Source organism: Streptomyces sp. SP18CS02, assembly GCF_036322365.1.
In the GTDB taxonomy this organism is placed as follows: Bacteria; Actinomycetota; Actinomycetes; order Streptomycetales; family Streptomycetaceae; genus Streptomyces.
The window spans coordinates 1-23,922 of sequence record NZ_JAQYXC010000252.1 but is presented as its reverse complement, the minus strand read 5'-3'; the positions used below and the strand labels follow the sequence as shown (position 1 = coordinate 23,922).

Annotated in this window: 18 protein-coding genes and 1 pseudogene; 16 read left to right on the top strand and 3 right to left on the bottom strand. The window is 70.1% G+C overall.

The features are described 5' to 3' along the window. The first annotated feature begins 188 nt into the window (after nt 1–188). Genes PUR26_RS03715 through PUR26_RS03700 form a run of 4 tightly spaced genes read left to right on the top strand, consistent with a single transcriptional unit; the run spans nt 189 to nt 4,666 of the window. Entirely contained in the window at nt 189–2,744 is a 2,556-nt protein-coding gene (locus PUR26_RS03715; protein ID WP_329869166.1) for a sensor histidine kinase KdpD, read from the top strand. Beyond that, entirely contained in the window at nt 2,741–3,424 is a 684-nt protein-coding gene (locus tag PUR26_RS03710; protein ID WP_329869164.1) for a response regulator, read from the top strand. The genes PUR26_RS03715 and PUR26_RS03710 overlap by 4 nt, the downstream gene beginning before the upstream one ends. A gap of 33 nt (nt 3,425–3,457) precedes the next feature. Continuing rightward, the gene (locus PUR26_RS03705) at nt 3,458–3,856 is read left to right on the top strand and encodes an OB-fold nucleic acid binding domain-containing protein (protein ID WP_329869162.1); all 399 of its coding nucleotides are present in this window, start codon (nt 3,458–3,460) and stop codon (nt 3,854–3,856) included. Nucleotides 3,857–3,859: 3 nt separating this feature from the next. After that, on the top strand, nt 3,860–4,666 hold the full coding sequence (locus PUR26_RS03700) for a DUF3159 domain-containing protein (protein WP_329869161.1): 807 nt from the start codon (nt 3,860–3,862) through the stop codon (nt 4,664–4,666). Nucleotides 4,667–5,077: 411 nt separating this feature from the next. Here the strand turns inward: PUR26_RS03700 and PUR26_RS03695 are convergent, their stop codons facing one another. Beyond that, nucleotides 5,078–5,755: a potassium channel family protein gene (locus tag PUR26_RS03695; protein ID WP_329869159.1), complete on the bottom strand. Its 678-nt coding sequence runs from the start codon at nt 5,753–5,755 to the stop codon at nt 5,078–5,080. After that, on the bottom strand, nt 5,755–6,423 hold the full coding sequence (locus PUR26_RS03690) for a potassium channel family protein (RefSeq protein WP_329869157.1): 669 nt from the start codon (nt 6,421–6,423) through the stop codon (nt 5,755–5,757). Before PUR26_RS03690 ends, PUR26_RS03695 begins: the two co-directional genes overlap by 1 nt. Nucleotides 6,424–6,782: 359 nt before the next feature. Here PUR26_RS03690 and PUR26_RS03685 point away from each other — a divergent pair, with 359 nt between their 5' ends. Then, the gene (locus PUR26_RS03685) at nt 6,783–8,831 is read left to right on the top strand and encodes an APC family permease (RefSeq protein WP_329869155.1); all 2,049 of its coding nucleotides are present in this window, start codon (nt 6,783–6,785) and stop codon (nt 8,829–8,831) included. A gap of 97 nt (nt 8,832–8,928) precedes the next feature. Further along, nucleotides 8,929–10,257, top strand: coding sequence for a class I SAM-dependent RNA methyltransferase (locus PUR26_RS03680; RefSeq protein ID WP_329869153.1), 1,329 nt, complete (start codon nt 8,929–8,931; stop codon nt 10,255–10,257). A 984-nt stretch (nt 10,258–11,241) separates the two neighbouring features. Here PUR26_RS03680 and PUR26_RS03675 read toward each other — a convergent pair. Continuing rightward, a complete protein-coding gene (locus tag PUR26_RS03675; RefSeq protein WP_329869152.1) occupies nt 11,242–13,023 on the bottom strand; it encodes a PucR family transcriptional regulator in 1,782 nt (593 codons plus the stop codon). Between the two features lie 222 nt (nt 13,024–13,245). Between PUR26_RS03675 and PUR26_RS03670 the strand changes: the two genes are divergently transcribed. The 10 genes and pseudogenes from PUR26_RS03670 to PUR26_RS03625 form a co-directional block, all read left to right on the top strand. Continuing rightward, on the top strand, nt 13,246–13,728 hold the full coding sequence (locus PUR26_RS03670) for a general stress protein (RefSeq protein WP_329869150.1): 483 nt from the start codon (nt 13,246–13,248) through the stop codon (nt 13,726–13,728). 55 nt (nt 13,729–13,783) lie between these two features. After that, nucleotides 13,784–15,682: a molecular chaperone DnaK gene (dnaK, locus tag PUR26_RS03665; protein WP_329869148.1), complete on the top strand. Its 1,899-nt coding sequence runs from the start codon at nt 13,784–13,786 to the stop codon at nt 15,680–15,682. A gap of 10 nt (nt 15,683–15,692) precedes the next feature. Next, nucleotides 15,693–16,313: a nucleotide exchange factor GrpE gene (locus PUR26_RS03660; protein WP_329869146.1), complete on the top strand. Its 621-nt coding sequence runs from the start codon at nt 15,693–15,695 to the stop codon at nt 16,311–16,313. Nucleotides 16,314–16,319: 6 nt separating this feature from the next. After that, a complete protein-coding gene (locus PUR26_RS03655; protein ID WP_329869144.1) occupies nt 16,320–17,273 on the top strand; it encodes a J domain-containing protein in 954 nt (317 codons plus the stop codon). Further along, a complete protein-coding gene (locus tag PUR26_RS03650; RefSeq protein WP_329869142.1) occupies nt 17,270–17,677 on the top strand; it encodes a chaperone modulator CbpM in 408 nt (135 codons plus the stop codon). Before PUR26_RS03655 ends, PUR26_RS03650 begins: the two co-directional genes overlap by 4 nt. Further along, on the top strand, nt 17,668–20,307 hold the full coding sequence (gene clpB / locus PUR26_RS03645) for an ATP-dependent chaperone ClpB (protein WP_329869140.1): 2,640 nt from the start codon (nt 17,668–17,670) through the stop codon (nt 20,305–20,307). Before PUR26_RS03650 ends, clpB begins: the two co-directional genes overlap by 10 nt. Further along, the gene (gene trxA, locus PUR26_RS03640; protein WP_329869138.1) at nt 20,304–20,762 is read left to right on the top strand and encodes a thioredoxin; all 459 of its coding nucleotides are present in this window, start codon (nt 20,304–20,306) and stop codon (nt 20,760–20,762) included. The genes clpB and trxA overlap by 4 nt, the downstream gene beginning before the upstream one ends. Nucleotides 20,763–20,913: 151 nt before the next feature. Then, the gene (locus tag PUR26_RS03635; RefSeq protein ID WP_329869137.1) at nt 20,914–21,177 is read left to right on the top strand and encodes a UBP-type zinc finger domain-containing protein; all 264 of its coding nucleotides are present in this window, start codon (nt 20,914–20,916) and stop codon (nt 21,175–21,177) included. Further along, nucleotides 21,177–22,931, top strand: a complete 1,755-nt coding sequence (locus PUR26_RS03630) for an FAD-dependent oxidoreductase (RefSeq protein WP_329869135.1) — start codon at nt 21,177–21,179, stop codon at nt 22,929–22,931. Before PUR26_RS03635 ends, PUR26_RS03630 begins: the two co-directional genes overlap by 1 nt. Nucleotides 22,932–23,166: 235 nt before the next feature. After that, nucleotides 23,167–23,922, top strand: a pseudogene (locus PUR26_RS03625) (hypothetical protein); the annotation flags it as partial.

Below are 23,922 nucleotides of genomic sequence, written 5' to 3'. Positions count from 1 at the left end.
CACAGCTCCCGGGTGCGCCAAGCGCCCGGAAGCCCGGCGCGCCGCCGCCCTTCGGGGCCTCGCATCAGAAACACGTCAAAACGGGACCTGAGGGTGCCTGCGCGTCCACGCAGCCAGCAGCTTTGGCCGTAAGGTCGACGCTGCGCAGTCAGTACTGCGCGCGCGAGTGCTCGAAAGACAATGAGGCCATGGGACGCGGCAAGTTTCGGATCTATCTCGGTGCGGCACCGGGCGTCGGCAAGACGTACGCGATGCTCTCCGAGGGGCACCGCCGGGTCGAGCGGGGCACGGACTGCGCGGTCGCCTTCGTCGAGACCCACGACCGGCCCCGTACCGAAGTGATGCTGCACGGCCTGGAGCAGATCACACGCCGCACGATCGAATACCGGGGCTCCGCCTTCACGGAGATGGACGTGGACGCCGTCCTGGAGCGCCGCCCCGCGGTGGTCCTGGTCGACGAGCTCGCCCACACCAACGTGCCCGGCTCGCGCAACGCCAAGCGCTGGCAGGACGTCGAGGAACTGCTCGCCGCGGGCATGGACGTCATATCCACCGTCAACATCCAGCACCTCGAATCGCTGGGCGACGTCGTGGAGTCCATAACCGGCGTACGTCAGCGGGAGACCGTCCCGGACGAGGTCGTCCGCCGCGCCGACCAGATCGAGCTGGTCGACATGTCGCCCCAGGCGCTGCGACGGCGGATGGCCCACGGCAACATCTACCAGTCCGACAAGGTCGACGCGGCCCTGTCCAACTACTTCCGCCCCGGCAACCTCACCGCCCTGCGGGAGCTCGCCCTGCTGTGGACGGCCGACCGGGTCGACGAGTACCTCCAGAAGTACCGCGGCGAGCACAACATCCGCTCCACCTGGCAGGCCCGCGAACGCATCGTCGTCGGCCTCACCGGCGGTCCCGAGGGACGTACCCTCATCCGCCGCGCCTCCCGGATGGCGGCGAAGGGTTCGGGCAGCGAGATCCTCGCCGTCTACATCGCCCGCAGCGACGGACTCACCTCCGCCTCCCCGAAGGAACTGGCCGTCCAGCGCACTCTCGTCGAAGACCTCGGAGGCAGCTTCCACCACGTCATAGGCGACGACATCCCCTCCGCCCTGCTCGAATTCGCGCGAGGGGTCAACGCCACCCAGATCGTGCTCGGTTCCAGTCGCCGCAAGACCTGGCAGTACGTCTTCGGCCCCGGCGTCGGCGCCACCGTCGCCCGTGACTCGGGACCCGACCTGGACGTCCACATCGTCACCCACAGCCAGGTCGCCAAGGGGCGCGGACTGCCCGTCGCCCGTGGCGCCCGCCTCGGCCGCTCGCGGATCATCGGGGGCTGGCTGGTCGGGGTCGCCGGACCGGCCCTGCTCGCCCTGCTGCTCACCCACATCGACGCGGACCTCGGTCTCGCCAACGACATGCTGCTGTTCCTGTCGCTGACCGTGGCGTCGGCGCTGCTCGGCGGGCTGCTGCCGTCACTGGCCTCCGCGGCGTTCGGCTCCCTCCTGCTCAACTACTTCTTCGCCCCGCCGCTGCACCGCTTCACGGTCTCCGATCCGAAGAACATCGTCGCCATCACCGTCTTCTTCGGCGTCGCCATGTCGGTCGCCTCCGTGGTGGACCTGGCCGCCCGCCGCACCCACCAGGCGGCCCGGCTGCGGGCCGAGTCGGAGGTGCTGTCGTTCCTGGCGGGCAGCGTGCTGCGGGGCGAGACCACCCTTCAGGCCCTGCTGGAACGGGTCCGTGAGACGTTCTCCATGGAGTCGGTCGCGCTGCTGGAGCGGGAGAACGACGTCGAGCCGTGGACCCGTGCCGGCAGCGCCGGGCCCGCTCCCGTCGCCCGCCCGGAGGACGCGGATGTGGACATGCCCGTCGGTGACCACATGGCCCTCGCCCTGTCCGGCCGGGTCCTGCCCGCCGAGGACCGCCGTGTCCTGGGCGCCTTCGCCGCGCAGGCCGCCGTCGTACTGGACCGCCAGCGACTGGTCGACGAGGCCGGGGAGGCCCGCAGGCTCGCCGAGGGCAACAAGATCCGCACCTCGCTCCTGGCGGCCGTCAGCCATGACCTGCGCACCCCCCTCGCGGGCATCAAGGCGGCCGTGTCGTCCCTGCGCTCCGACGACGTCGAATGGTCCGAGGACGATCAGGCGGAGCTGCTCGAAGGGATCGAGGCGGGAGCCGACCGGCTCGACCACCTGGTGGGCAACCTCCTCGACATGTCCCGGCTCCAGACCGGCACCGTCACCCCGCTCATCCGCGCCGTCGACCTCGACGAGGTCGTCCCCATGGCGCTGGGCGGTGTGCCCGACGGCAGTGCCGAGCTCGACATCCCCGAGACCCTGCCGATGGTCCAGGTGGACAAGGGCCTGCTGGAGCGGGCCGTCGCCAACATCGTCGAGAACGCGGTCAAGTACAGCCCCGCCGGCAGGACGGTCACCGTCGCCGCCAGCACCCTCGGCGGCCGCGTCGAACTGCGCGTGGTGGACCGGGGCCCCGGGGTGCCCGACGACTCCAAGGAACGCATCTACGAGCCCTTCCAGCGCTTCGGCGACGCGCCGCGCGGCGCGGGGGTCGGGCTCGGTCTCGCCGTCGCCCGGGGTTTCGTCGAGGCGATGGGCGGCACCATCACCGCCGAGGACACCCCCGGCGGCGGACTGACCATGGTCCTCACCCTCAGGGCGGCGACCGCCACCGGACCCACCTCCGCCGCCGGCACACCTCCCCTAGAGAAAGCAGGCCCCACATGACGCGGGTGCTCGTGGTCGACGACGAGCCGGGGATCGTACGCGCCCTCGTGATCAACCTGAAGGCGCGCAAGTACGAGGTCGATGCCGCGCCCGACGGCGCGACCGCGCTCGAACTGGCCGCCAACCGCCACCCCGACGTGGTCGTCCTGGACCTCGGTCTGCCGGACATGGACGGTGTGGAGGTCATCAAGGGCCTGCGCGGCTGGACCCGTGTCCCGATCCTGGTGCTGTCCGCCCGCCACACCTCCGACGAGAAGGTCGAGGCCCTCGACGCGGGCGCCGACGACTACGTCACCAAGCCCTTCGGCATGGACGAGCTGCTGGCCCGGCTGCGCGCCGCCGTCCGCAGGGCCGAGCCGGTCGGCGGCAGCGAGGGCGACGTCGTCGTCGAGACCGGCGGCTTCACCGTCGACCTCGCGGCGAAGAAGGTGCACCGGGAGGGCCGGGACGTCCGGCTGACGCCGACCGAATGGCACCTGCTCGAAGTCCTCGTGCGCAACGCGGGCCGGCTCGTCAGCCAGAAACAGCTGCTCCAGGAGGTCTGGGGCCCCTCCTACGGGACCGAGACGAACTACCTCCGCGTGTACATGGCGCAACTGCGCCGCAAGCTGGAGAGGGACCCCTCGCACCCCGTGCACTTCATCACCGAGCCGGGCATGGGGTACCGCTTCGAGCATTGATTCCCCGGCACCGGCGGCCGGTACGCTTTCTGTATGAGTGCTGCACCGCGTACAGAGAAGCCGGCCGGTCGCTTCCGCCGGATGCTCGACCGCCTGTCCACCTCGCAGGAGGAGCTGGAGTCCGAAGAGCTCCAGGAGGACACGCAGGCGTCGGGGTGCACCCGTATCTCGGACTGTGACGACCGGCAGATCGTCAAGGTGACTGGTACCTTGCGGACGGTCACCCTGCGTCCCCGGGCCGGCGTGCCGGCCCTGGAGGCCGAGCTCTTCGACGGCACGGCACCGCTGGACGTGGTGTGGCTGGGCCGGCGGTCCATCGTGGGCATAGAGCCGGGGCGTAAGCTCATCGCCTCCGGCCGGATCTCCATGAGCCATGGCCGCAGGGTCCTCTTCAACCCCAAATACGAACTCCGACCGCTCGGACAGGAGTAGCCGGTGACGTCACTCGACAAGCCGACCACCGACACCGACCAGGCCGCTCACGACGCCAAAGCCGTGACCGAGGCCGCTCTGTTCGACGCCTTCGGCGGAGTGCGGGGCATGGTGGAGACAGTCCTCCCCGGCCTGCTCTTCGTCACCATCTTCACGATCAACAAGGATCTGCACGTCTCGGCGATCGCGGCCCTCGCGGTGTCCCTGCTGCTCGTCGTCGTCCGGCTGATCCGCCGGGACACCATGAAGCACGCCTTCAGCGGGGTCTTCGGCGTCGCGTTCGGTGTGGTCTTCGCGATGATGACCGGCAACGCCAAGGACTTCTACCTGCCCGGCATGCTGTACACGCTGGGCCTGGGCGTGGCGTACATCGCCACCACGCTGGCGGGGGTCCCCCTGATCGGCCTCGTCCTCGGGCCGGTGTTCAAGGAGAACCTCTCCTGGCGCACCCGCAACCCCGGCCGGAAGAAGGCGTACGCCAAGGCCAGCTGGGCGTGGGGCCTGATCCTGCTCGGCAAGTGCGCGATCCTCTTCCCGCTGTACTGGTGGGCCGACACCACCCAGCTCGGGTGGGTCCTGATCGCCCTGAAGATCCCGCCGTTCCTGCTCGCGGTCTACCTCACCTGGGTCTTCCTGGCGAAGGCGCCGCCGCCGATCGACGTGTTCGCGGAGATGGAGGCGGAGGAGGCGGCCGAGGAGGAGCGCAAGGCGGCCGCTGCCGCCCGGCGGGGCGCGCTCGGCGCCGAGGACTCCCCCCGGAGCGAAGGCACCCACCGGCGCGGCGCGGGCGCCCACCGGCGCGAGGGCTGAAACGCCTCTCACGTTCGCGTATACACGATGAAACGGCCTCGTCCATCGGCGACGGGGCCGCACAAGGAAAAGGGGCTCGAAGACCGGTGACGGTCTCCGAGCCCCTTTTCCGTACGTAATTCCCCGACGCGTCCCTCACAGGGAGCTCAACCCATTCGTGACTGGTTTTTGACGCGCTCTATACGATTTCTATGCGCGTTCCATACGCAGTCCATACGAATCCCTGACGCGGTCCATACGCGTTCCATACGCGTTCCATACGGGATCCATACGACCCCACCGGGTCGGCGATGCCGACGGCGGTACCGCCGACGGTAAGGACGTCAACGGCGTCAACGGCGTCGTCAGCGCGTCAGCGGCATCGCCGGTGGGGATCACTGCGACACCCGTACGTGTGCCGCAGCCCCGCCGTCAGCCGGCCGCGTCCTGGCGGCGTACCGACAGCAGGTCCTCCAACTGCTCCTCGCGGGCCTGAGCGGCCACGAACAGCAGCTCGTCGCCCGCCTCCAGGGTCTCCTCCGGGCTGGGCGTGAGCACCCGCGAGCCCCGGATGATCGTCACCAGGGAGGTGTCCTGCGGCCAGGCCACGTCACCCACCTGCGTACCGGCGATGGCCGACTCCGGCGGCAGCGTCAGCTCGACCAGGTTCGCGTCGCCGTGGCTGAAGCGCAGCAGCCGGACCAGGTCGCCGACACTCACCGCCTCTTCGACCAGCGCCGACATCAGACGCGGCGTGGACACGGCGACATCGACGCCCCACGCCTCGTTGAACAGCCACTCGTTCTTCGGGTTGTTCACCCGGGCCACCACCCGGGGCACCCCGTACTCGGTCTTCGCGAGCAGCGAGACGACCAGGTTCACCTTGTCGTCGCCGGTGGCCGCGATGACCACGTTGCAGCGCTGCAGCGCCGCCTCGTCCAGAGAGGTGATCTCACAGGCGTCGGCCAGCAGCCACTCCGCCTGCGGCACCCGCTCCACCGAGATGGCGGTCGGGGCCTTGTCGATCAGGAGCACCTCGTGCCCGTTCTCCAGCAGTTCGCCCGCGATGGATCGGCCCACCGCACCGGCGCCGGCAATAGCGACCCGCATCAGTGACCGCCCTCCTCGGGGCCTTCGGCGAAGGCAGCCTCGACCTTCTCGATCTCGTCCGTCCGCATCATCACGTGGACCAGATCGCCTTCCTGGAGCACCGTCTGGGAGGTCGGCAGAACCGCTTCTCCCAGCCGGGTGAGGAACGCCACGCGCACGCCCGTCTCCTCCTGGAGCCGGCTCACCTTGTGGCCGATCCACGCCGCTGAGGTGTGCACCTCGGCGAGCTGCACCCCGCCACTGGGATCCCGCCACAGCGGCTCGGCGCCCGACGGCAGCAGACGCCGCAGCATCTGGTCGGCGGTCCAGCGGACCGTGGCAACCGTCGGAATGCCCAGGCGCTGGTAGACCTCGGCGCGACGGGGGTCGTAGATCCTGGCCGCGACGTTCTCGATGCCGAACATCTCACGGGCGACCCGCGCGGCGATGATGTTGGAGTTGTCACCGCTGCTGACGGCCGCGAACGCGCCGGCGTCCTCGATCCCCGCCTCGCGCAGGGTGTCCTGGTCGAACCCGACACCGGTGACGCGTCGGCCACCGAAGCCCGAACCCAGGCGGCGGAATGCCGTGGGGTCCTGGTCGACGACGGCGACCGTGTGGCCCTGTTGCTCCAGGGTCTGCGCGAGAGCGGCTCCCACTCGCCCGCAGCCCATGATGACGATGTGCACGTCCGCTTACCCCGCACTCCTGGTCACACTGCTGACCTGCGAAAACACCCTGCTCACTTCTTTCTCTCAGCCTGCCAGGCTAGGACGGGGCAACAGCGTGCGGTGTCGCCCGCTGACGAGCTTATGCCGGGACGGTCCTGTTGCCCGCATCCGAGCCTTACGCCGAGTGCCCGCCCCGCGGTCGCTCGAACCGCCTCCTCCCATGTGCAGGGTTCCGGCCAACAAGCGCCCACGAGAGGCGCGCAGGAGCGGAAAAGCCTTGGGTATATGCCCGACGGCGGAAAAGTGAGCTGGAGATTCCGTGGCGATGGGGGGTGGTGGGTGGGCGGGCTCTATTTCGAACGCTTACGATCCTCTGCGTGTCCAAACTGACCGACCTGCCCAAACGGATCCTGATCGGCCGGGCTCTGCGCAGCGACAGGCTGGGGGAAACCCTCCTCCCCAAACGCATCGCACTCCCCGTCTTCGCATCCGACCCGCTCTCCTCGGTGGCCTACGCGCCGGGAGAAGTCCTGCTGGTCCTCTCCATCGCGGGTGTGTCGGCGTACCACTTCAGCCCCTGGATCGCGGTCGCCGTCGTGGTCCTCATGTTCACCGTGGTGGCGTCCTACCGGCAGAACGTGCACGCCTACCCCAGCGGCGGCGGTGACTACGAGGTCGCCAACACCAACCTCGGCCCCAAGGCCGGTCTGACCGTCGCCAGCGCGCTGCTCGTCGACTACGTCCTGACCGTGGCCGTCTCCATCTCCTCCGGCGTCGAGAACCTCGGCTCGGCCATCCCGTTCGTCGTCGAGCACAAGGTGTTCTGCGCCATCGGGATAATCGTGCTGCTCACCCTGATGAACCTGCGGGGTGTGAAGGAGTCGGGCAAGCTCTTCGCGATCCCCACCTACGTGTTCGTCGCCGGCGTCTTCATCATGATCGCGTGGGGCGCCTTCAGGGGCCTCGTCCTCGACGAGACGATGACCGCCCCGACCGCCGACTTCGAGATCAAGCCCGAGCACCAGGGCCTGGCCGGCTTCGCGCTGGTCTTCCTGCTGCTGAGGGCCTTCTCCTCCGGCTGTGCCGCGCTCACCGGCGTCGAGGCGATCAGCAACGGCGTCCCCGCCTTCCGCAAGCCCAAGAGCAAGAACGCCGCGAGCACGCTCGCCCTGATGGGCGCGCTGGCCGTGACGATGTTCTGCGGCATCATCGGCCTGGCCATGGCCACCGACGTGAAGATGGCCGAGAAGCCCGCCCAGGACCTGATCCACAACGGCGTCCCGGTCGGCGACGACTACGTCCAGAACCCGGTGATCTCGCAGGTCGCCGCAGCCGTCTTCGGTGACGGCACGTTCTTCTTCATCCTGCTCGCCGCGGCCACCGCGCTCGTCCTGTTCCTCGCCGCGAACACCGCGTACAACGGCTTCCCGCTGCTCGGCTCGATCCTCGCCCAGGACCGCTACCTGCCGCGCCAGCTGCACACCCGAGGGGACCGGCTCGCCTTCTCCAACGGCATCGTCCTCCTGGCCGGCGCGGCCATCCTGCTCGTATGGCTCTACGGGGCGGACTCGACGCGGCTGATCCAGCTGTACATCGTCGGCGTCTTCGTCTCGTTCACCCTCAGCCAGACCGGCATGGTCCGGCACTGGAACCGCCACCTGCGCACCGAACGCGACCCGGCCGCACGCCGTCGCATGATCCGCTCGCGGGCCATCAACACCTTCGGCGCGTTCTTCACCGGGCTGGTGCTCGTCGTCGTCCTCGCGACGAAGTTCACCCACGGCGCTTGGGTCGCCCTGCTCGGCATGGTCATCTTCTACGGAGTGATGAGCGCGATCCGGAAGCACTACGACCGGGTCGCCGACGAGATCGCCGCCCCCGACGAGCCCACCGACGACACCGTCCGGCCCTCCCGGGTCCACTCCATCGTCCTGGTCTCCAAGGTCCACCGCCCGACGCTGCGCGCCGTCGCGTACGCCAAGCTCATGCGCTCCGACAAACTGGAGGCGCTCAGCATCAACGTCGACCCGGCCGAGACCAAGGCGCTCAAGGAGGAGTGGGAGCGGCGCGGGATCAACGTCCCCCTGAAGATCCTCGACTCGCCGTACCGCGAGATCACCCGGCCGATCATCGAATACGTGAGGAGCCTGCGCCGCGAGAGCCCCCGGGACGCGGTCAGCGTGATCATCCCCGAGTACGTGGTGGGGCACTGGTACGAGCACCTGCTCCACAACCAGAGCGCCCTGCGGCTCAAGGGGCGCCTGCTCTTCACCCCGGGCGTGATGGTGACCTCCGTGCCGTACCAGCTCCAGTCCTCCGAGCTGGCGAAGAAGCGGGCCAGGAAGCGCCAGGAGTGGAACGCTCCGGGCGCGGTGCGCCGCGGCCCCGTCGACCAGCGCCCCAAGGAGCCGACGGGCAGGAGCTGAGCCCCGCTCGTGGTAAACGGCCGGGCGGCACCCACGTAGACTGGTGGGCTGCCGCCCGGCCATCCGCTTTCCCCCCACCCCCTGGAGTCACCCCGTCATGCAGAACGCACCCGAGTCTTCGCTCGTCGGGGTCGAGTACGAGGTCGAGGTCGGTCCCGTCGCGCACGGCGGCCACTGCATCGCCCGCACCGACGAGGGACGCGTCCTGTTCGTCCGGCACGCGCTGCCGGGCGAGAAGGTCGTGGCCCGCGTCACCGAGGGCGAGGAGGGCTCCCGCTACCTGCGCGCCGACGCCGTACGGATCCTGGAGGCGTCCAAGGACCGGGTCGAGGCGCCCTGCCCGTTCGCGGGCCCCGGCAAGTGCGGCGGCTGCGACTGGCAGCACGCCAAGCCCGGCGCCCAGCGCCGCCTCAAGGGCGAGGTCATCGCGGAGCAGCTGCAGCGTCTCGCCGGGCTGACACCCGAGGAGGCCGGCTGGGACGGCACCGTCATGCCGGCCGAGGGCGACAAGCTGCCCGCCGGTGAGGTGCCCGCCTGGCGCACCCGTGTCCAGTACGCCATCGACGCCGAGGGGCACGCGGGGCTGCGCCGCCACCGCTCGCACGAGGTCGAGGTGATCGACCACTGCATGATCGCGGCGCAGGGCGTCAGCGAGCTCGGCATCGAGAAGCGGACCTGGGAGGGCATGGCGTCCGTCGAGGCGATCGCCGCGTCCGGCTCCGGCGACCGCCAGGTGATCCTGACGCCGAGGCCCGGTGCCCGCCTTCCCCTGGTCGAGCTGGACAAGCCGGTCTCCGTCCTCCGCGTGGACGAGAAGGACGGCGGTGTCCACCGCGTCCACGGTCGCCCCTTCGTGCGCGAGCGCGCCGACGAGCGCATCCACCGGGTCGGCAACGGCGGCTTCTGGCAGGTCCACCCCCAGGCCGCCGACACCCTGATGCGCGCGGTGATGCAGGGCCTGCTGCCCCGCAAGGGCGACACGGCGCTGGACCTGTACTGCGGTGTGGGCCTCTTCGCCGGCGCGATTGCCGACCGGGTGGGCGACAAGGGCGCGGTGCTGGGCATCGAGACCAGCAAGCGCGCGGTCGAGGACGCCCGGCACAACCTCCAGGACTTCGAGCGCGTCCGCATCGAGCAGGGCAAGGTCGAGCAGGTCCTGCCGCGCACCCGGATCACTGAGGTCGACCTGATCGTCCTGGACCCGCCCCGCGCGGGCGCGGGCAAGCAGACGGTCCGCCACCTCGCGGGCCTGGGCGCCCGCCGCATCGCCTACGTCGCCTGCGACCCGGCCGCCCTGGCCCGGGACCTGGCCTACTTCGCGGCCGCGGGCTACAAGCCGCGCACCCTGCGGGCGTTCGACCTGTTCCCGATGACCCACCACGTGGAGTGCGTGGCGATCCTGGAGCCGGTGAAGAAGGACGCCTGACCTGGGGTTTCTCCGAGTGTGCGTTATGGGCGTTACGTGCGTGAGGTGTGATATCTCGACGCCTGTTCGACGCTCGGGACGCACGGTTGACGCACGGACGGCGCATTGTCTGATGGGCCGTCACGCGTGGCTCAAGCTCAAGCCTGTCGGCCGGGGCGCCGCGGCGTGCGATCAGCGGTTTGACGCCCGTCTCCCAGACCAGGCGGCGGTACTTGTCGTGGTCGTGGTTGCAGCCGCGGTCGCCAGGCGGCGTGGCAGGCCGGTTTCGTGGGCCGTCCGACCAGGTCGGCGACCCAGGGAATCTTCTTCAACAGCGGTATCAGCTGGGTGACGTCGGTGCGGTTGCCGCCGGTCGGTGAGACGGCGAGTGGGATGCCCTGGCCGTCGACGGCAAGGTGGTGTTCGCTGCCCGGACGTGCGCGGGTCGACCGGGCTGGGCCTGCTTTTGGGCCCCGTCGAGCGGTCCGGGCTTCCGGGCATGGCTGGAGTCGATCACCGCCCGAGACCGGTCGAGCTGCTTTGCCGTCCGCAGCCTCGCGAGCAGGGCGACGTGGAGCCGGTCCCGGACTCTGGCCGCGTTCCATGCCTTGAGCCGGCGCCAGCAGGTCATGCCCGAACCGGAACCCAGCTCCTGGGGCAGGTACTCCCACGGACGCCGGTATGCAGCACAACAAGATCCCGCACAAGGCCTGGCGGTCCGGCACCCGCGACCGGCCCGGCTTCGGCCCTGGTATCGGCAGCGACGGCCCGATCGGCGACCACAGTTCATCAGGGACGATCCACGGAAGAGACGCCCTCTTCCCCACGATGAGACCAACGAGCATCCAGGCCGACAGCCGCACCACAACCGGTCGATATCCGGACGAAAGGATCACGGCTGAAGAAGCGGACTTCCTCCATCCGTTATTGGGCCCGATCGGACGGAGTCATGCCTGGACGTACGACACCTGCGCCGGCCCGCCGGCGCAGCTGTGGTCAGGGGCATCAGCCGGATCCGCCCAGCACGATCTTCCACACCCGGGTCGCCACCTGGAGGTTGAGCCGGTCTTCGACGTTCGCGAGGTCGTTGCCGCTGATCTCGCGGATGCGCTGCAGCCTGTAGCGCAGCGTGCTGCGGTGGATCGCGAGGGCGGCGGCGGTCTCGTCGTAGTTGCCGCCGCAGTCGAAGTACTGGGAGAGGGTCTCCACCATGGCCGCGTGATGTCGGGAGTCGTAGTCGATGAGCTGCCCGAGCCACTCGTGGACGAACGCCTCCAGTTCCTGATGATCGGCGCCAGGTCCCAGGATGCGGTACAGGCCGAGCTCGTCGAAGAAGGTCGTGCCGTACCGCTCGTGGGAATTGAGGCGCGCTTCGAGGGCGCGCTGCGCCTCCTGGTAGCGGTGGGGGATGTCGGGCACGGAGTCGGAAGGGGCGCTCACCCCGATCGTCCCGGACCGTGTTCCGGTCTCCCGGGCGAGCGCCTCGTGCAGCGCGCGAGCGTGCGGCCTGTCGTCGGCGACCAGGACTACGTGGTCGGAGCGCTGGGTCAGCAGCGAGCGCATGCCGACGGCGGAGGCCGCCCGGCCCACGGTCCGGGCGAACGAATCGTCCGCGGTCCGGTTCGACCACTCCACGACGACGACGTAATGGCTGCGGTGCAGGTCGTGTCCGACCGCCTCGGACCGGGCGTAGGCGCTCGCGGCGTCCGTCCCTGCCAGGAGGTCGTCGACCAGCTCGCGGTGCAGCCTCAGCTCCACTTCGGCCAGGTTGCGCAGGTGCGCCAGCTCCAGGGCGAGCGACGCGGCGGCGTGTTCGAGCGCGAACACGGTGTGTTCGTCGGCCTCCTCCAAGGCATCGACCAGTGCCAGCACGCCCAGGATCTCGCCATGTGGGCGGACCGGAGCGATCAGCCGGTCCTTTATCCGTACGGGCCCGACCGCCCGGGCGACGGCGTGCAGCATGTCGTTCTGGCGCACGGGGTCCGGTTCCGGGTAGGGGTCGGGTCGGCCGGGGCCTGACCAGGACTTCAGTCGGCCGAAGCGGTCTTCGACCAGCGCGGGAAGTCCGGTGAGCTCGTGCAGTGCGCGGGTGGCGGCCTCCTCACCGCCGCCCGCGGCGGCGATGTCGGCCATGAGCGCGTGAACGGCCCGCTGGTACCCCAGCTCAGCCACCACGGAGATCAGCTGCTGCTGCAGAGTTGCGCGTTCCTCCCTGACCCGGTGGAGCTCCAGCGCGTCCTCGCGTTGGCGGCGCTGTGCGAAAGCGACTGACAGAGCGGCAGCGGTGTGCCAGACGAGTGTGGCGAGCTGCGATCGCTGGGCCCCCGTGGGGCGTGTTCGGGACGTCACCACGAGGTAGCCGTGAAGTCTCTCCAGCCCGCGCAGCCCCAGGGCCCAGCCCCAGGGCCTGCCGGGGACGGTCACAGGGCCGTCCTGTCCCTCCAGCTCCCGGACCCTTCGGCCGACGGCTGCGGCATGGGTCCGACCGTTACTCGGACTGGGGACCAGGTCACCGTCCACCTCGAGGTATCCGGCTTCGGCGCGGTACGGCCCGGCGGCGGCTATGTGGTGCATGGCCAGGCGCAGGATCTCGCCTTCGTTCGGGGCTTGGAGCAGGGCGCGGGAGAGCACCACCAGCTCGTGGAGGGCGTGGTCGGCCGGGCGCGCGGCGGATGGGCGCAGCTCTCTCCGTGCATCCTTGGGACGCCGCCCGACGCTCCCTGGCGGAAGGCCGCCCTCCCGGTCGGAGCAGCGGCCGTACACGTCGTGTGCCCGGCTGCCGGCCATGGGTCACTCCGTTCTCCCCGGAGCTCCGGGGAGGCGATCAAATGTACGTCTACCCACTCGGGGGCGGCTCATCCGAGATGTCCGGATTCTTCCCTCTCGTACTCGCGGGGCTACCAGGCCCGTGCACTTCTGACTCTTCAGGAGCAGGCGCGAAGCCACCCGGCCAGCGACCCTGGACAGGGTCGGGAAGCCTCTGCGGGCATCGGCGGGAAGGACCGGGCGATGACTGAGCAACCTCGCAGGCCGGTTGCCTCGTACACAACGTACGAGGAAGCCGAACGCGCTGTTGACCATCTCTCTGACCAGGGGTTTCCCGTGGAAAGGGTGGCGATCATCGGTCAGGACGTGCGCCTGGTGGAGCAGGTGACCGGCCGGATGGACTACGGCAGGGCCGCGCTTCACGGAGCGGCGAGCGGTGCGCTCCCCGGTGCCCTGATCGGCTGGCTTTTCGGCCTTGTGAACTGGCTCGACCCCGTCGTCTCCGCACTGCTCCTCGCCGTGTACGGGCTGATCTTCGGAGCGATCGTCGGTGCGCTGTTCGGCATGCTGCTGCACGCGCTGCAGGGCGGTCGCCGGGATTTTGCCTCGCTTCGCTCGCTGCAGCCGAGCCGGTACGAGGTCGTCGCGGACGAGGCGGTCGCCGACGAGGCTGTACGGCTGCTCGGCGGGCTGCGTACCACCGGCGGAGATTCCACTCGTACCTGAACGAACGTGATCCGGAGAGCCGGCGCTGGACCGCCGCACCGGGAGGAGATTTCTCATGGCCAAGGCAGTGGGTATCGACCTGGGTACCACGAACTCGGTGATCGCTGTGTGGGAGGGCGGCGAGCCGTCCGTGGTGCCCAACAGCGAGGGCAACCGCACGACACCATCCGTAGTGGCCTTCACCGACACCGGCGAGCGTCTGGTGGGCCAGATGGCCAGGCGCCAGGCGATTCTCAACCCCAAGGGGACCATCTACTCGGCCAAGCGCTTCATCGGCCGGCACTTCGATGAGATCTCCGACGAGGCCAGGGCGGTCGCGTACGACGTCGTCGAGGGCGACGGCGGGGCGGCCCGCTTCAAGGTGCGCGACAAGTTGTACGCGCCGGAGGAGATCAGCGCCCAGGTGCTGCGCAAACTCACCGAGGACGCCTCCAAACAGCTCGGGGAACGGGTCACGGAGGCGGTCATCACGGTGCCCGCCTACTTCAACGACGCCCAGCGCACCGCCACCAAGGACGCCGGTCGGATAGCCGGACTGGAGGTGCTGCGGATCATCAACGAGCCGACAGCCGCAGCCCTCGCATACGGCATGGACAAGCAGCAGCACGAGACCGTCCTCGTCTTCGACCTGGGCGGCGGGACCTTCGACGTGAGCATCCTCGACGTCGGCGACGGCGTGGTGGAGGTGCGCTCCACCGCCGGTGACAGCCACCTGGGCGGCGACGACTTCGACCGGCGCCTGGTGGATCACCTCGCGGACGACTTCCAGAAGGAGAACGGCATCGACCTGCGCAAGGACGCGCAGGCGCTGCAACGCTTGTTCGAGGCGGCGGAGAAGGCCAAGACCGAGCTGAGTTCGGTGACACAGACGCAGGTCAGCCTGCCGTTCATCACCGCCGACGCCTCGGGCCCCAAGCACCTCACCGACTCGATCATGCGGTCCACCTTCGAACAGATCACCAGCGACCTGGTGGAGCGGTGCCTCGGACCGGTCCAGCAGGCCATGACCGATGCCAAGGTCGGCGAGAGCGACATCGACGAGGTCATCCTCGTCGGCGGCTCCACTCGCATCCCCGCCGTTCAGGCCCTCGTGCGCCGGCTGACCGGCGGCAAGGAACCCAACATGAGCGTCAACCCCGATGAGGTCGTGGCCTTGGGCGCCGCGATCCAGGCCGGGGTGCTCAAGGGCGAGGTCAAGGACGTCCTGCTGCTCGACGTCACCCCCTTGTCGCTGGGTGTCGAGACACGCGGCGGCGTGATGACGAAGATCATCGAGCGGAACACCACCATCCCGGTGCGCCGCTCCGAGACCTTCTCCACCGCCGAGGACAACCAGCCCGCCGTCGACATCGTCGTCCTCCAGGGCGAGCGCGAGCTGGCCGCCGACAACCGGGTACTGGGGCGGTTCCAGCTCACCGACATCCGGCCGGCGCCGCGGGGCGAACCACAGGTCGAGGTCACCTTCGATATCGACGCCAACGGGATCCTCAACGTCACGGCCCGCGATCGGGACACTGGCAAGGAACAGGGCATCACGATCAGCGAGAGCTCCAACCTGGACCGCGGTGAGGTCGAACGCATGGTCCAGGAGGCCGAGCGCAACCAGGGCCAGGACCAGGCACTCCGCGAGGCCGTCGACGCCCGCAATGAGCTCGACGCCGTCGCTTACCAGGTCGAGAAGCGCCTCGCGGAACTGGGCGACACGGCTCCCGCGCACGAGAAGGCACGCGCCGAGATGCTCGTGTCCGATGCCCGGGCGGCGGTCAAGGAAGAGGCGGGCGTCGAGCGCGTGCGGCCCCTGACCTCCGAACTCCAGCAGTTGCTCGCCGGGCTGGCGGCCCACCAGGGCACCGCCGACACGGGCGGCCCGGGGCAGGACCCCACCACCGGAGGCCCCACGAGCGGCGGTGACGGTGGCGACGACGTCATCGACGCCGAGTTCGACAAGGACTGAGGAACCCGCCATGCCCACCCACCCCAAGGAACCCGGCCCGGCCGTGCCCGACCACACCGATCCGGCCCCGGAGGGCGCCGTAGGCCCTTCCCCCGGGGATCTGCCGCGCTCGGACCCGCCGACGGGGAGGGGGCCTGCCACGGACGGGCAACCCGGCCCCGGCGCGGCCGGCGGCGGCCCCGCACCGTCCGAGGACGCGTACACGGCCGAGCTCAAGGAACTGGAGGACCGCTGGCGGCGCGCGCTCGCCGACCTCGACAACCTCCGCAAGCGCCACGCCAGGGAACTGGAGCGGGAGCGGACGGCCGAGCGTTCCCGGACGGCCGCCGCCTTCCTGCCCGTTCTGGACAACCTCGAACTCGCCCTGACCCATGCCGGCGCCGATCCCGGTGCCATCGTGGAGGGCGTCCAGGCGGTCCGCGACCAGGCGGTGAACGTCCTCGAACTGCTCGGCTACCCGCGGCACGCGGAGACCGGCGTCGTGTTCGACCCGGCCCGGCACGAGGTGATCGGCGTCGTCCAGGACCCCGACGCCTCGCCGGGCACGGTCGTCGACGTGCTGCGCCCGGGCTACGGGGACGGCGAACGGCAGCTCAGGCCCGCCGCCGTGACCGTCGCGAAGCGGGAGTGACCGGTCATGGCACAGGACTTCTACGAAGTGCTGGGCGTGTCGAGAACCGCGAGCCAGGACGAGCTCCAGCAGGCATATCGCAAGCTCGCCCGCAAGTACCACCCCGACGTCAACAAGGACCCGGGGGCGGAGGAACGCTTCAAGGACCTCAACGAGGCATACAGCGTCCTGTCGGACCCGAAGACCCGGGCCCGTTACGACCGCTACGGCGAGGACTTCCGCAAGATCCCCGAGGACTTCGACGAACGGGTCGCGGCCGGCGCGGGCGGCGGCTTCCGCGCCCGGAGGACCGCGGGCGGGGGTGGCCCCCGTGTTCGATACGGCCCCGGCTTCGGCGACGACTTCGCAGCGGAGGACATCGACATCGAGGACCTGTTCGGTTCGTTCTTCGGAGCAGGCGCCGCCCGCGGCGGTGTACCGGGAGCCGACCAGGAGGCGGAGCTGCCGCTCACCGTGGAGGAGGCGTTCAGGGGCGGCCGTCGCACCGTCACGCTCGCCGGTCCCACCGGTCAGCCGCGGCGGTACGAGGTCAACGTGCCGCCGGGCGTTACCGACGGACAGCGCATCCGGCTGGCGGGGGAGGGGGGCCGGGGGAGTGGTGACGCCCCCGGAGGCGACCTGTACCTGCGGGTGCGTATCCAGCCCCACCCACAGTTCCGGCTGGACGGCCGCGATGTCCACGTCCAGGTCCCCGTCACCCCCTGGGAAGCGGCCCTCGGTGCGACCGTGCCCGTGCCCACCCCTGGCGGGGGCACGGCCAAGGTCACAGTGCCCGCGGGCTCGTCCAGCGGTCGGCGACTACGGCTGCGCGGCGAGGGCATGCCCAACCCGCGCGGCGTCGATGGCGACCTGTACGCCGAACTTCGCGTCATGGTGCCGCCCACCCTGGGCGACCGGGAGCGCGAACTGTTCGAGGAGCTCGCCGCCACCTCCTCCTTCGACCCCAGGAGGACACGATGAACGACCGACCCGCGGGAGCGGCAGGCACCGGCCGGGCCGGCACGGGCGACCGTCCGGTACGAACGGGCACCGGCCTCACCGCCGCGACGCCTGTCCGGTACGCGCTCGTGCCCGTCCGCAGACTCTCCCTGGACGCCGTGGCCCGTCGTTCGGGCCTCCACCCCGACCTGATCCGCCGGTTTGTCGCCCTCGGACTGGTCGACGCCGACCGCGACGCCGCGGGGCACCTGGTGTTCGACCCCACGGCCCCGGCGGTGCTCGCCCGCATCCACCGGCTGCGCTCCGGACTCTGCCTCAACTACGCCTCGATCGGCCTGGTGCTCGACCTGCTCGATCGCATCAGCCTGCTCGAAGCCGCCCTGCGAGGGCACGGCACGAGGAGTGAAAACCCCCCATGGACATGAATCGTCTCACCCAGAAGTCCCAGGAAGCCCTCCAGGAAGCCCAGACCGCGGCCGTCAGCATGGGGCAGACCGAGGTCGACGGGGAACACCTGTTGCTCGCACTCCTCGATCAGGAGGACGGTCTGATCCCGCGGTTGCTGCAGCAGGACGGGACCGAGCCGAACGAACTGCGCGCGGCCGTGCGCGAGGCACTCTCCCGCCGCCCGAGGGTCACCGGCCCCGGCGCCGCCCCCGGCCAGGTCTTCGTCACCCAGCGTCTGGCCCGCCTGCTCGATGCTGCCGAACGGGAGGCCAAACGCCTCAAGGACGAGTACGTGTCCGTGGAGCACCTCCTGCTCGCCCTGGCGGAAGAGGGCTCGTCGACCACCGCCGGGCGTCTGCTCAAGGAGGCCGGCATCACCCGGGACTCGTTCCTGAGCGCGCTCACCCAGATCCGCGGGAACCAGCGCGTCACCTCCGCCAACCCCGAAGTGGCCTACGAGGCTCTGGAGAAGTACGGCCGCGATCTCGTCGCCGAGGCAAGGAACGGCAGCCTCGACCCGGTCATCGGCCGGGACGCCGAGATCCGCCGCGTCACCCAGATCCTCAGCCGCAAGTCCAAGAACAACCCGGTCCTCATCGGCGACCCCGGTGTCGGCAAGACCGCCATCGTCGAGGGTCTCGCCCAGCGCATCGTCCGCGGCGACGTGCCCGAAGGGCTGCGCGACAGGACCGTGTTCGCCCTCGACATGGGCTCCCTGGTCGCCGGGGCCAAGTACCGCGGTGAGTTCGAGGAGCGGCTCAAGGCCGTGCTCAGCGAGGTCAAGGCCGCCCAGGGGCGCATCCTGCTCTTCGTCGACGAACTGCACACCGTCGTCGGCGCGGGTGCCGCCGAAGGAGCCATGGACGCGGGCAACATGCTCAAGCCGATGCTCGCGCGCGGAGAACTCCACATGATCGGCGCCACCACCCTCGACGAGTACCGCAAGCACATCGAGAAGGACGCCGCCCTCGAACGCCGTTTCCAGCAGGTGGTGGTCGACGAGCCGAGCGTGGAGGACACCATCTCCATCCTGCGAGGACTGCGCGAACGCCTGGAGGTCTTCCACGGAGTGAAGATCCAGGACACCGCGCTGGTCTCCGCGGCCACCCTCAGCCACCGCTACATCACCGACCGGTTCCTGCCGGACAAGGCCATCGACCTCGTGGACGAGGCGTGCGCCCGGCTGCGTACCGAGATCGACTCCATGCCCGCCGAACTCGACGAGATCACCCGCCGCGTCACCCGCCTGGAGATCGAGGATGCCGCCCTCTCCAAGGAGACCGATCCCGCCAGTGAAGCCCGCCTGGAAGAGCTGCGCAGGGAACTGGCCGACCTGCGCGCAGAGGCCGACTCCAAACACGCCCAGTGGGAGGCCGAGAGGCAGGCGATCCGCCGTGTGCAGGAGCTGCGCCAGGAACTGGAGCAGGTCCGCCTCGAGGCGGAGGAGGCCGAACGCGCCTACGACCTCAACCGCGCCGCCGAACTCCGCTATGGCCGCCTCCAGGACCTGGAGCGCCGACTCGCCGCAGAGGAGGAGCAACTGGCCGCCAAACAAGGGCAGAACCGGCTGCTGCGCGAGGTCGTCACCGAGGAGGAGATCGCCGAGATCGTCGCCGCCTGGACCGGCGTCCCCGTCGCACGCCTCCAGGAGGGCGAACGCGAGAAACTGCTGCGCCTCGACGAGATCCTGCGCGAGCGCGTCATCGGCCAGGACGAGGCCGTCCAGCTCGTCGCCGACGCCATCATCCGCGCCCGCTCCGGCATCCGCGACCCCCGCCGCCCCATCGGCTCGTTCATCTTCCTCGGCCCGACCGGCGTCGGGAAGACCGAGCTGGCCAAGACCCTCGCCCGGGCCCTGTTCGACTCCGAGGAGAACATGGTCCGGCTCGACATGAGTGAGTACCAGGAGCGGCACACCGTCAGCCGGCTCATGGGCGCACCGCCCGGATACGTCGGCTACGAGGAGGGCGGCCAGCTCACCGAGGCCGTACGCCGCAAGCCGTACTCGGTTGTGCTGTTCGACGAGATCGAGAAGGCGCACACCGATGTCTTCAACACTCTGCTGCAGGTCCTCGATGACGGCCGTATCACCGATGCTCAGGGCCGCACCGTCGACTTCCGCAACACCGTGATCATCATGACGTCCAACATCGGCTCCGAGCACCTCCTGGACGGCGCCACCGCCGAGGGTGAGATCAAGCCCGACGCCCGCGCCCTGGTGATGGGCGAGCTGCGCGGACACTTCCGCCCGGAGTTCCTCAACCGCGTCGACGACATCGTGCTGTTCAAGCCGCTCGGTGAGCGGCAGATCGAGCGGATCGTGGAGCTGCAGTTCGACGAGCTGCGGCAGCGGCTCGCCGAGCGCCGCATCACCGTGGAACTCACCGAAGCCGCGAGGGAGTTGATCGCCCACCAGGGCTACGACCCGGTGTACGGGGCCCGGCCGCTGCGGCGCTACATCTCCCACGAGGTCGAGACGCTGGTCGGGCGCGCCCTGTTGCGCGGCGACGTCCAGGACGGCGCGACGGTGCGCGTCGACGCCGAGCACGGAGAGCTGGTGGTCACCTACGACCAGCAGGAGGGGGCCCGGGAAGCGAGGGCGGCGTGAACACCACCCGGACGACGACGGTGACCTGCCCGAACTGCGGGCGCGGCAACCGGATTCCCGTGGCCGCCGAGGGACGGCCCAGGTGCGGCCACTGCAAGCAGCCCCTGCCCTGGCTCGTGGACGCCGGTGACGACGACTTCGCCGAGGTCGCCGAGCGGGCCTCCGTGCCCGTGGTCGTCGACCTCTGGGCCACCTGGTGCGGCCCCTGTCGCATGGTGAGCCCCGCCCTCGAACAGGTCGCCCGCGACCTCGCCGGACGGGTCAAGCTCGTCAAGGTCGACGTCGACAGGAACCCACGGCTCAGCCGCCGGTTCGAGGTGCAGGCCGTTCCGACCCTCCTCGTCCTGGACAAGGGCGAGCCGGTCGCCCGACAGGCCGGCGCGGCACCGGCGCACGTTCTGCGCGCGTGGGTCGAGCAGGCGATGGAGGGTCGGCAAACCACTGCGGGAGGGTGAACACACGGTGCGGTCACATGGAGAGCCCCACGAAGCCTCAATCCCGACATCGACCGGTCGTCGCCCTCGCGCGGCGGCTCCAGTCATGGCGGTGGGAAGCAAGACAGTCGCCGAGCGCGGCTGAGCATCCCATGACGTAAGGAGAACCCTCATGGCCACGATTCCCGACCCGCACTTGGCGATGGTGCGCCCAGTGACGCCGCGTACGCCGGAGGGCTGCGAGGAGTGCCTCAGGGAGCATTCCCCGTGGGTGCACCTGCGCCTCTGCCTCACCTGCGGACACGTCGGCTGCTGCGACTCCTCGCCCCTCAAGCACGCCAGGCGGCACGCGGGGGGCGCCGGTCACCCCGTGGTGCAGTCCTTCCAGCCGGGAGAGGACTGGCGCTGGTGCTTCGTCCACGAGGCCCTGGTCTGATGAGCACGGCCGAGCACAACCATGGTGCGGTCCACGAGACACCTGACCGGTACGGGGCGTTCCCGCGTCTGACACCGGAGCAGCTCCAGGACCTGACCGCGCACGGTGAACGCCGGGGGGTCGCCGAGGGCGAGGTGCTGTACCGCGAGGGTGAGCCGTTCCGGGAGTTCCTCGCGATCCTCAGCGGCACCGTCGAGATCCTCCACGACCACGGTGGGCCCGAGGAGCGCACGGTCGCTGTGATGGGACCCGGCAGGTTCCTCGGTGAACTGGGGCTGCTGGAGGGCCAAGCGGCGTTCGACACCGCCGTGGTGCGACAGGCCGGCGAGATCCTGGCCGTGCCGGTGGAGCGGCAGCGCGCCCTGGTCGACCGCGACCCCGTCCTCGGTGACCTGATCCTCCGCGCCTACCTGGGCCGCAGGTACCTGCTCATCGGCCTCGGCGCCGGCTTCCGGATCCTGGGGTCGTGCTATTCACCGGACACGTTGCGGCTGCGTGAGTTCGCCGCCCGCAACCGGCTGCCCCACCGATGGGTGGATCTGGAGAAGGACAAGGAGGCTGATGCGCTGCTGCGTCGGTTCTCGATCCGGCCCGAGGAGACTCCGGTGGTCCTCTGGAAGGGCGAGCGGGTGCTGCGCAATCCGAGCAACGCCGAACTCGCTCGGCTCATCGGGCTGCCCACCCCCTCGCCGGAGGCTGAGCGGTGCGATGTGATGGTGGTCGGTGCGGGCCCCGCGGGGCTCGCCGCCGCCGTCTACGGTGCCTCCGACGGGCTCACCACGGTCACCGTCGATGCCGTGGCCACCGGGGGCCAGGCCGCTACCTCGTCCCGCATCGAGAACTACCTCGGCTTCCCGTCGGGCATCTCCGGGGGCGAGCTCATCGAACGCGCTGTGCTCCAAGCCCACAAGTTCGGTGCCCGCCTCATGGTGCCGGCCCAGGTCACGGCGCTCACCCCGCAGGACGACGAGTACGTCGTCACCTTCACAGACGGGTCGACGGCGCGGACGGGCGCCGTGGTGCTCGCCTCGGGCGTGAGGTACCGCAGGCTCGAGGTCCCGGACATCGACCGCCTGGAGGGCATCAGCGTCTACTACGCGGCGACCGTCCACGAGGCCAGTCTCTGCCAGGCGGATCCGGTCGCCGTGGTGGGCGGCGGGAACTCCGCCGGGCAGGCATCGCTGTTCCTCGCGAACCACGCGTCCCGGGTCCACCTCCTCGTCCGGGGCGGTGACCTCAACGCGGACATGTCGCGCTACCTGGTGGACCAGGTGGAACGGCATCCGAAGATCGAGGTGTTGCTCCACACCGAAGTCCGGGGCGTCTCCGGCGAGGAGAAGCTGGAGTCGTTGATCGTCGAGGACAACACAAGCGGTGAGCGACGCGATCTGCGGGCCGCGGTGCTGTTCGTGTTCATCGGGGCCCGGCCACGCACGGATTGGCTCAAGGGCGTGCTGGCCCTGGATGAGAAGGGTTTCGTCCTCACCGGCGCCGACGCCCAGGCGGTGGCCGACGTGTTCCGATGGGACTCGCTCGGCCGCGGTCCGCTGCTGCTGGAGACGACCCTCCCGGGGGTCTTCGCCGCCGGCGACGTCAGGAGCGGCTCGGTCAAACGAGTGGCCTCGGCCGCCGGTGAGGGGGCCATGGCGATTCGCTTCGTGCACGAGCACCGGGAGGTGACGGGCAACCGGGTCCGCACCGCCGGCCCTGAAGGGCCTCGGCCGGTGGCGGGGCAGTCGGTGCCCTGGAGGTGACCGCCTCTGACGGACCCCGGCGGGCGGCCCGAACCATCGCAGGGGGCATCCCCCAGGGGGCCCAGTGCGCCGCCGCCGGTTCCCCGGATGGAGGCAGCCGGGCGGGGGAGAGCGGGCAACATCGCCTGCACCCGCTGGCGGGGGGGCCAGTGTGTCGCGCGGAGTGCCGACGTTGCCGTGAAGGCATCCTGTGGGCACCTGCCGCGTGGAGGTGGCCGACGAGAAGGGTCGGGTCATGCATATGTCGCCTCAGGACGTTACGGTCGTGGCTCTTCTGGCGGATCCGGACGCGCCGACGGACATCGCGCGGCGCATGGCCCGGGGACTTTCCACTCGGCTCGCCGAGAAGTCGGGCCGGGGGCGGCGGTTCGACGTCGAGGTGGTCAGTGAGCCCTTCACCGCGGGGACCGAGGACCCGCGCACCTTGATGCGCCGGATGAAGGACCGCGGAAGTGCGGAGGGGTGGGACATCATCGTGGCCCTTACGGACCTTCCGCTGCACTCACACGGGCGCAGGCTGGTTGTGGACCTGAGTCACGAACATGGGTTGGCGCTGCTTTCGCTTCCTTCTCTGGGGGGTCTGCGCCTGCAGACGAGGGCCCGGCGGGCCGTGGAAGAAGCCGTGCTTGGCTTGGCGGAACCACAGGGCACCGGTGCTGAGGGGCGACCGCGAAGTCAACGGCATCTGAGACCGCTTGCCGTTCGTCTCACGCCCGTTCATCCGGGCCAGGTCGGTGAGGAGGAGACTGCCGATCTGCGGTACGTCGTCAGCGGGCCACGCGGTTATCTGCGGGTGCTCGCCGGTATGGTCCGTGCCAACCGGCCCTGGCGCTTGGTGCCGGGGCTGTCGAAGGCTCTGGCGGCCGCACTCGCCACGGGAGCGGTCGCCACCGTGAACTCCACCGTCTGGAGTCTCGCTGAGGCCCTGAGCACCCCGCGCCTCGTGATCGCCATGGTCGGCTCTGTCGCGCTCATGATCGGCTGGCTGATC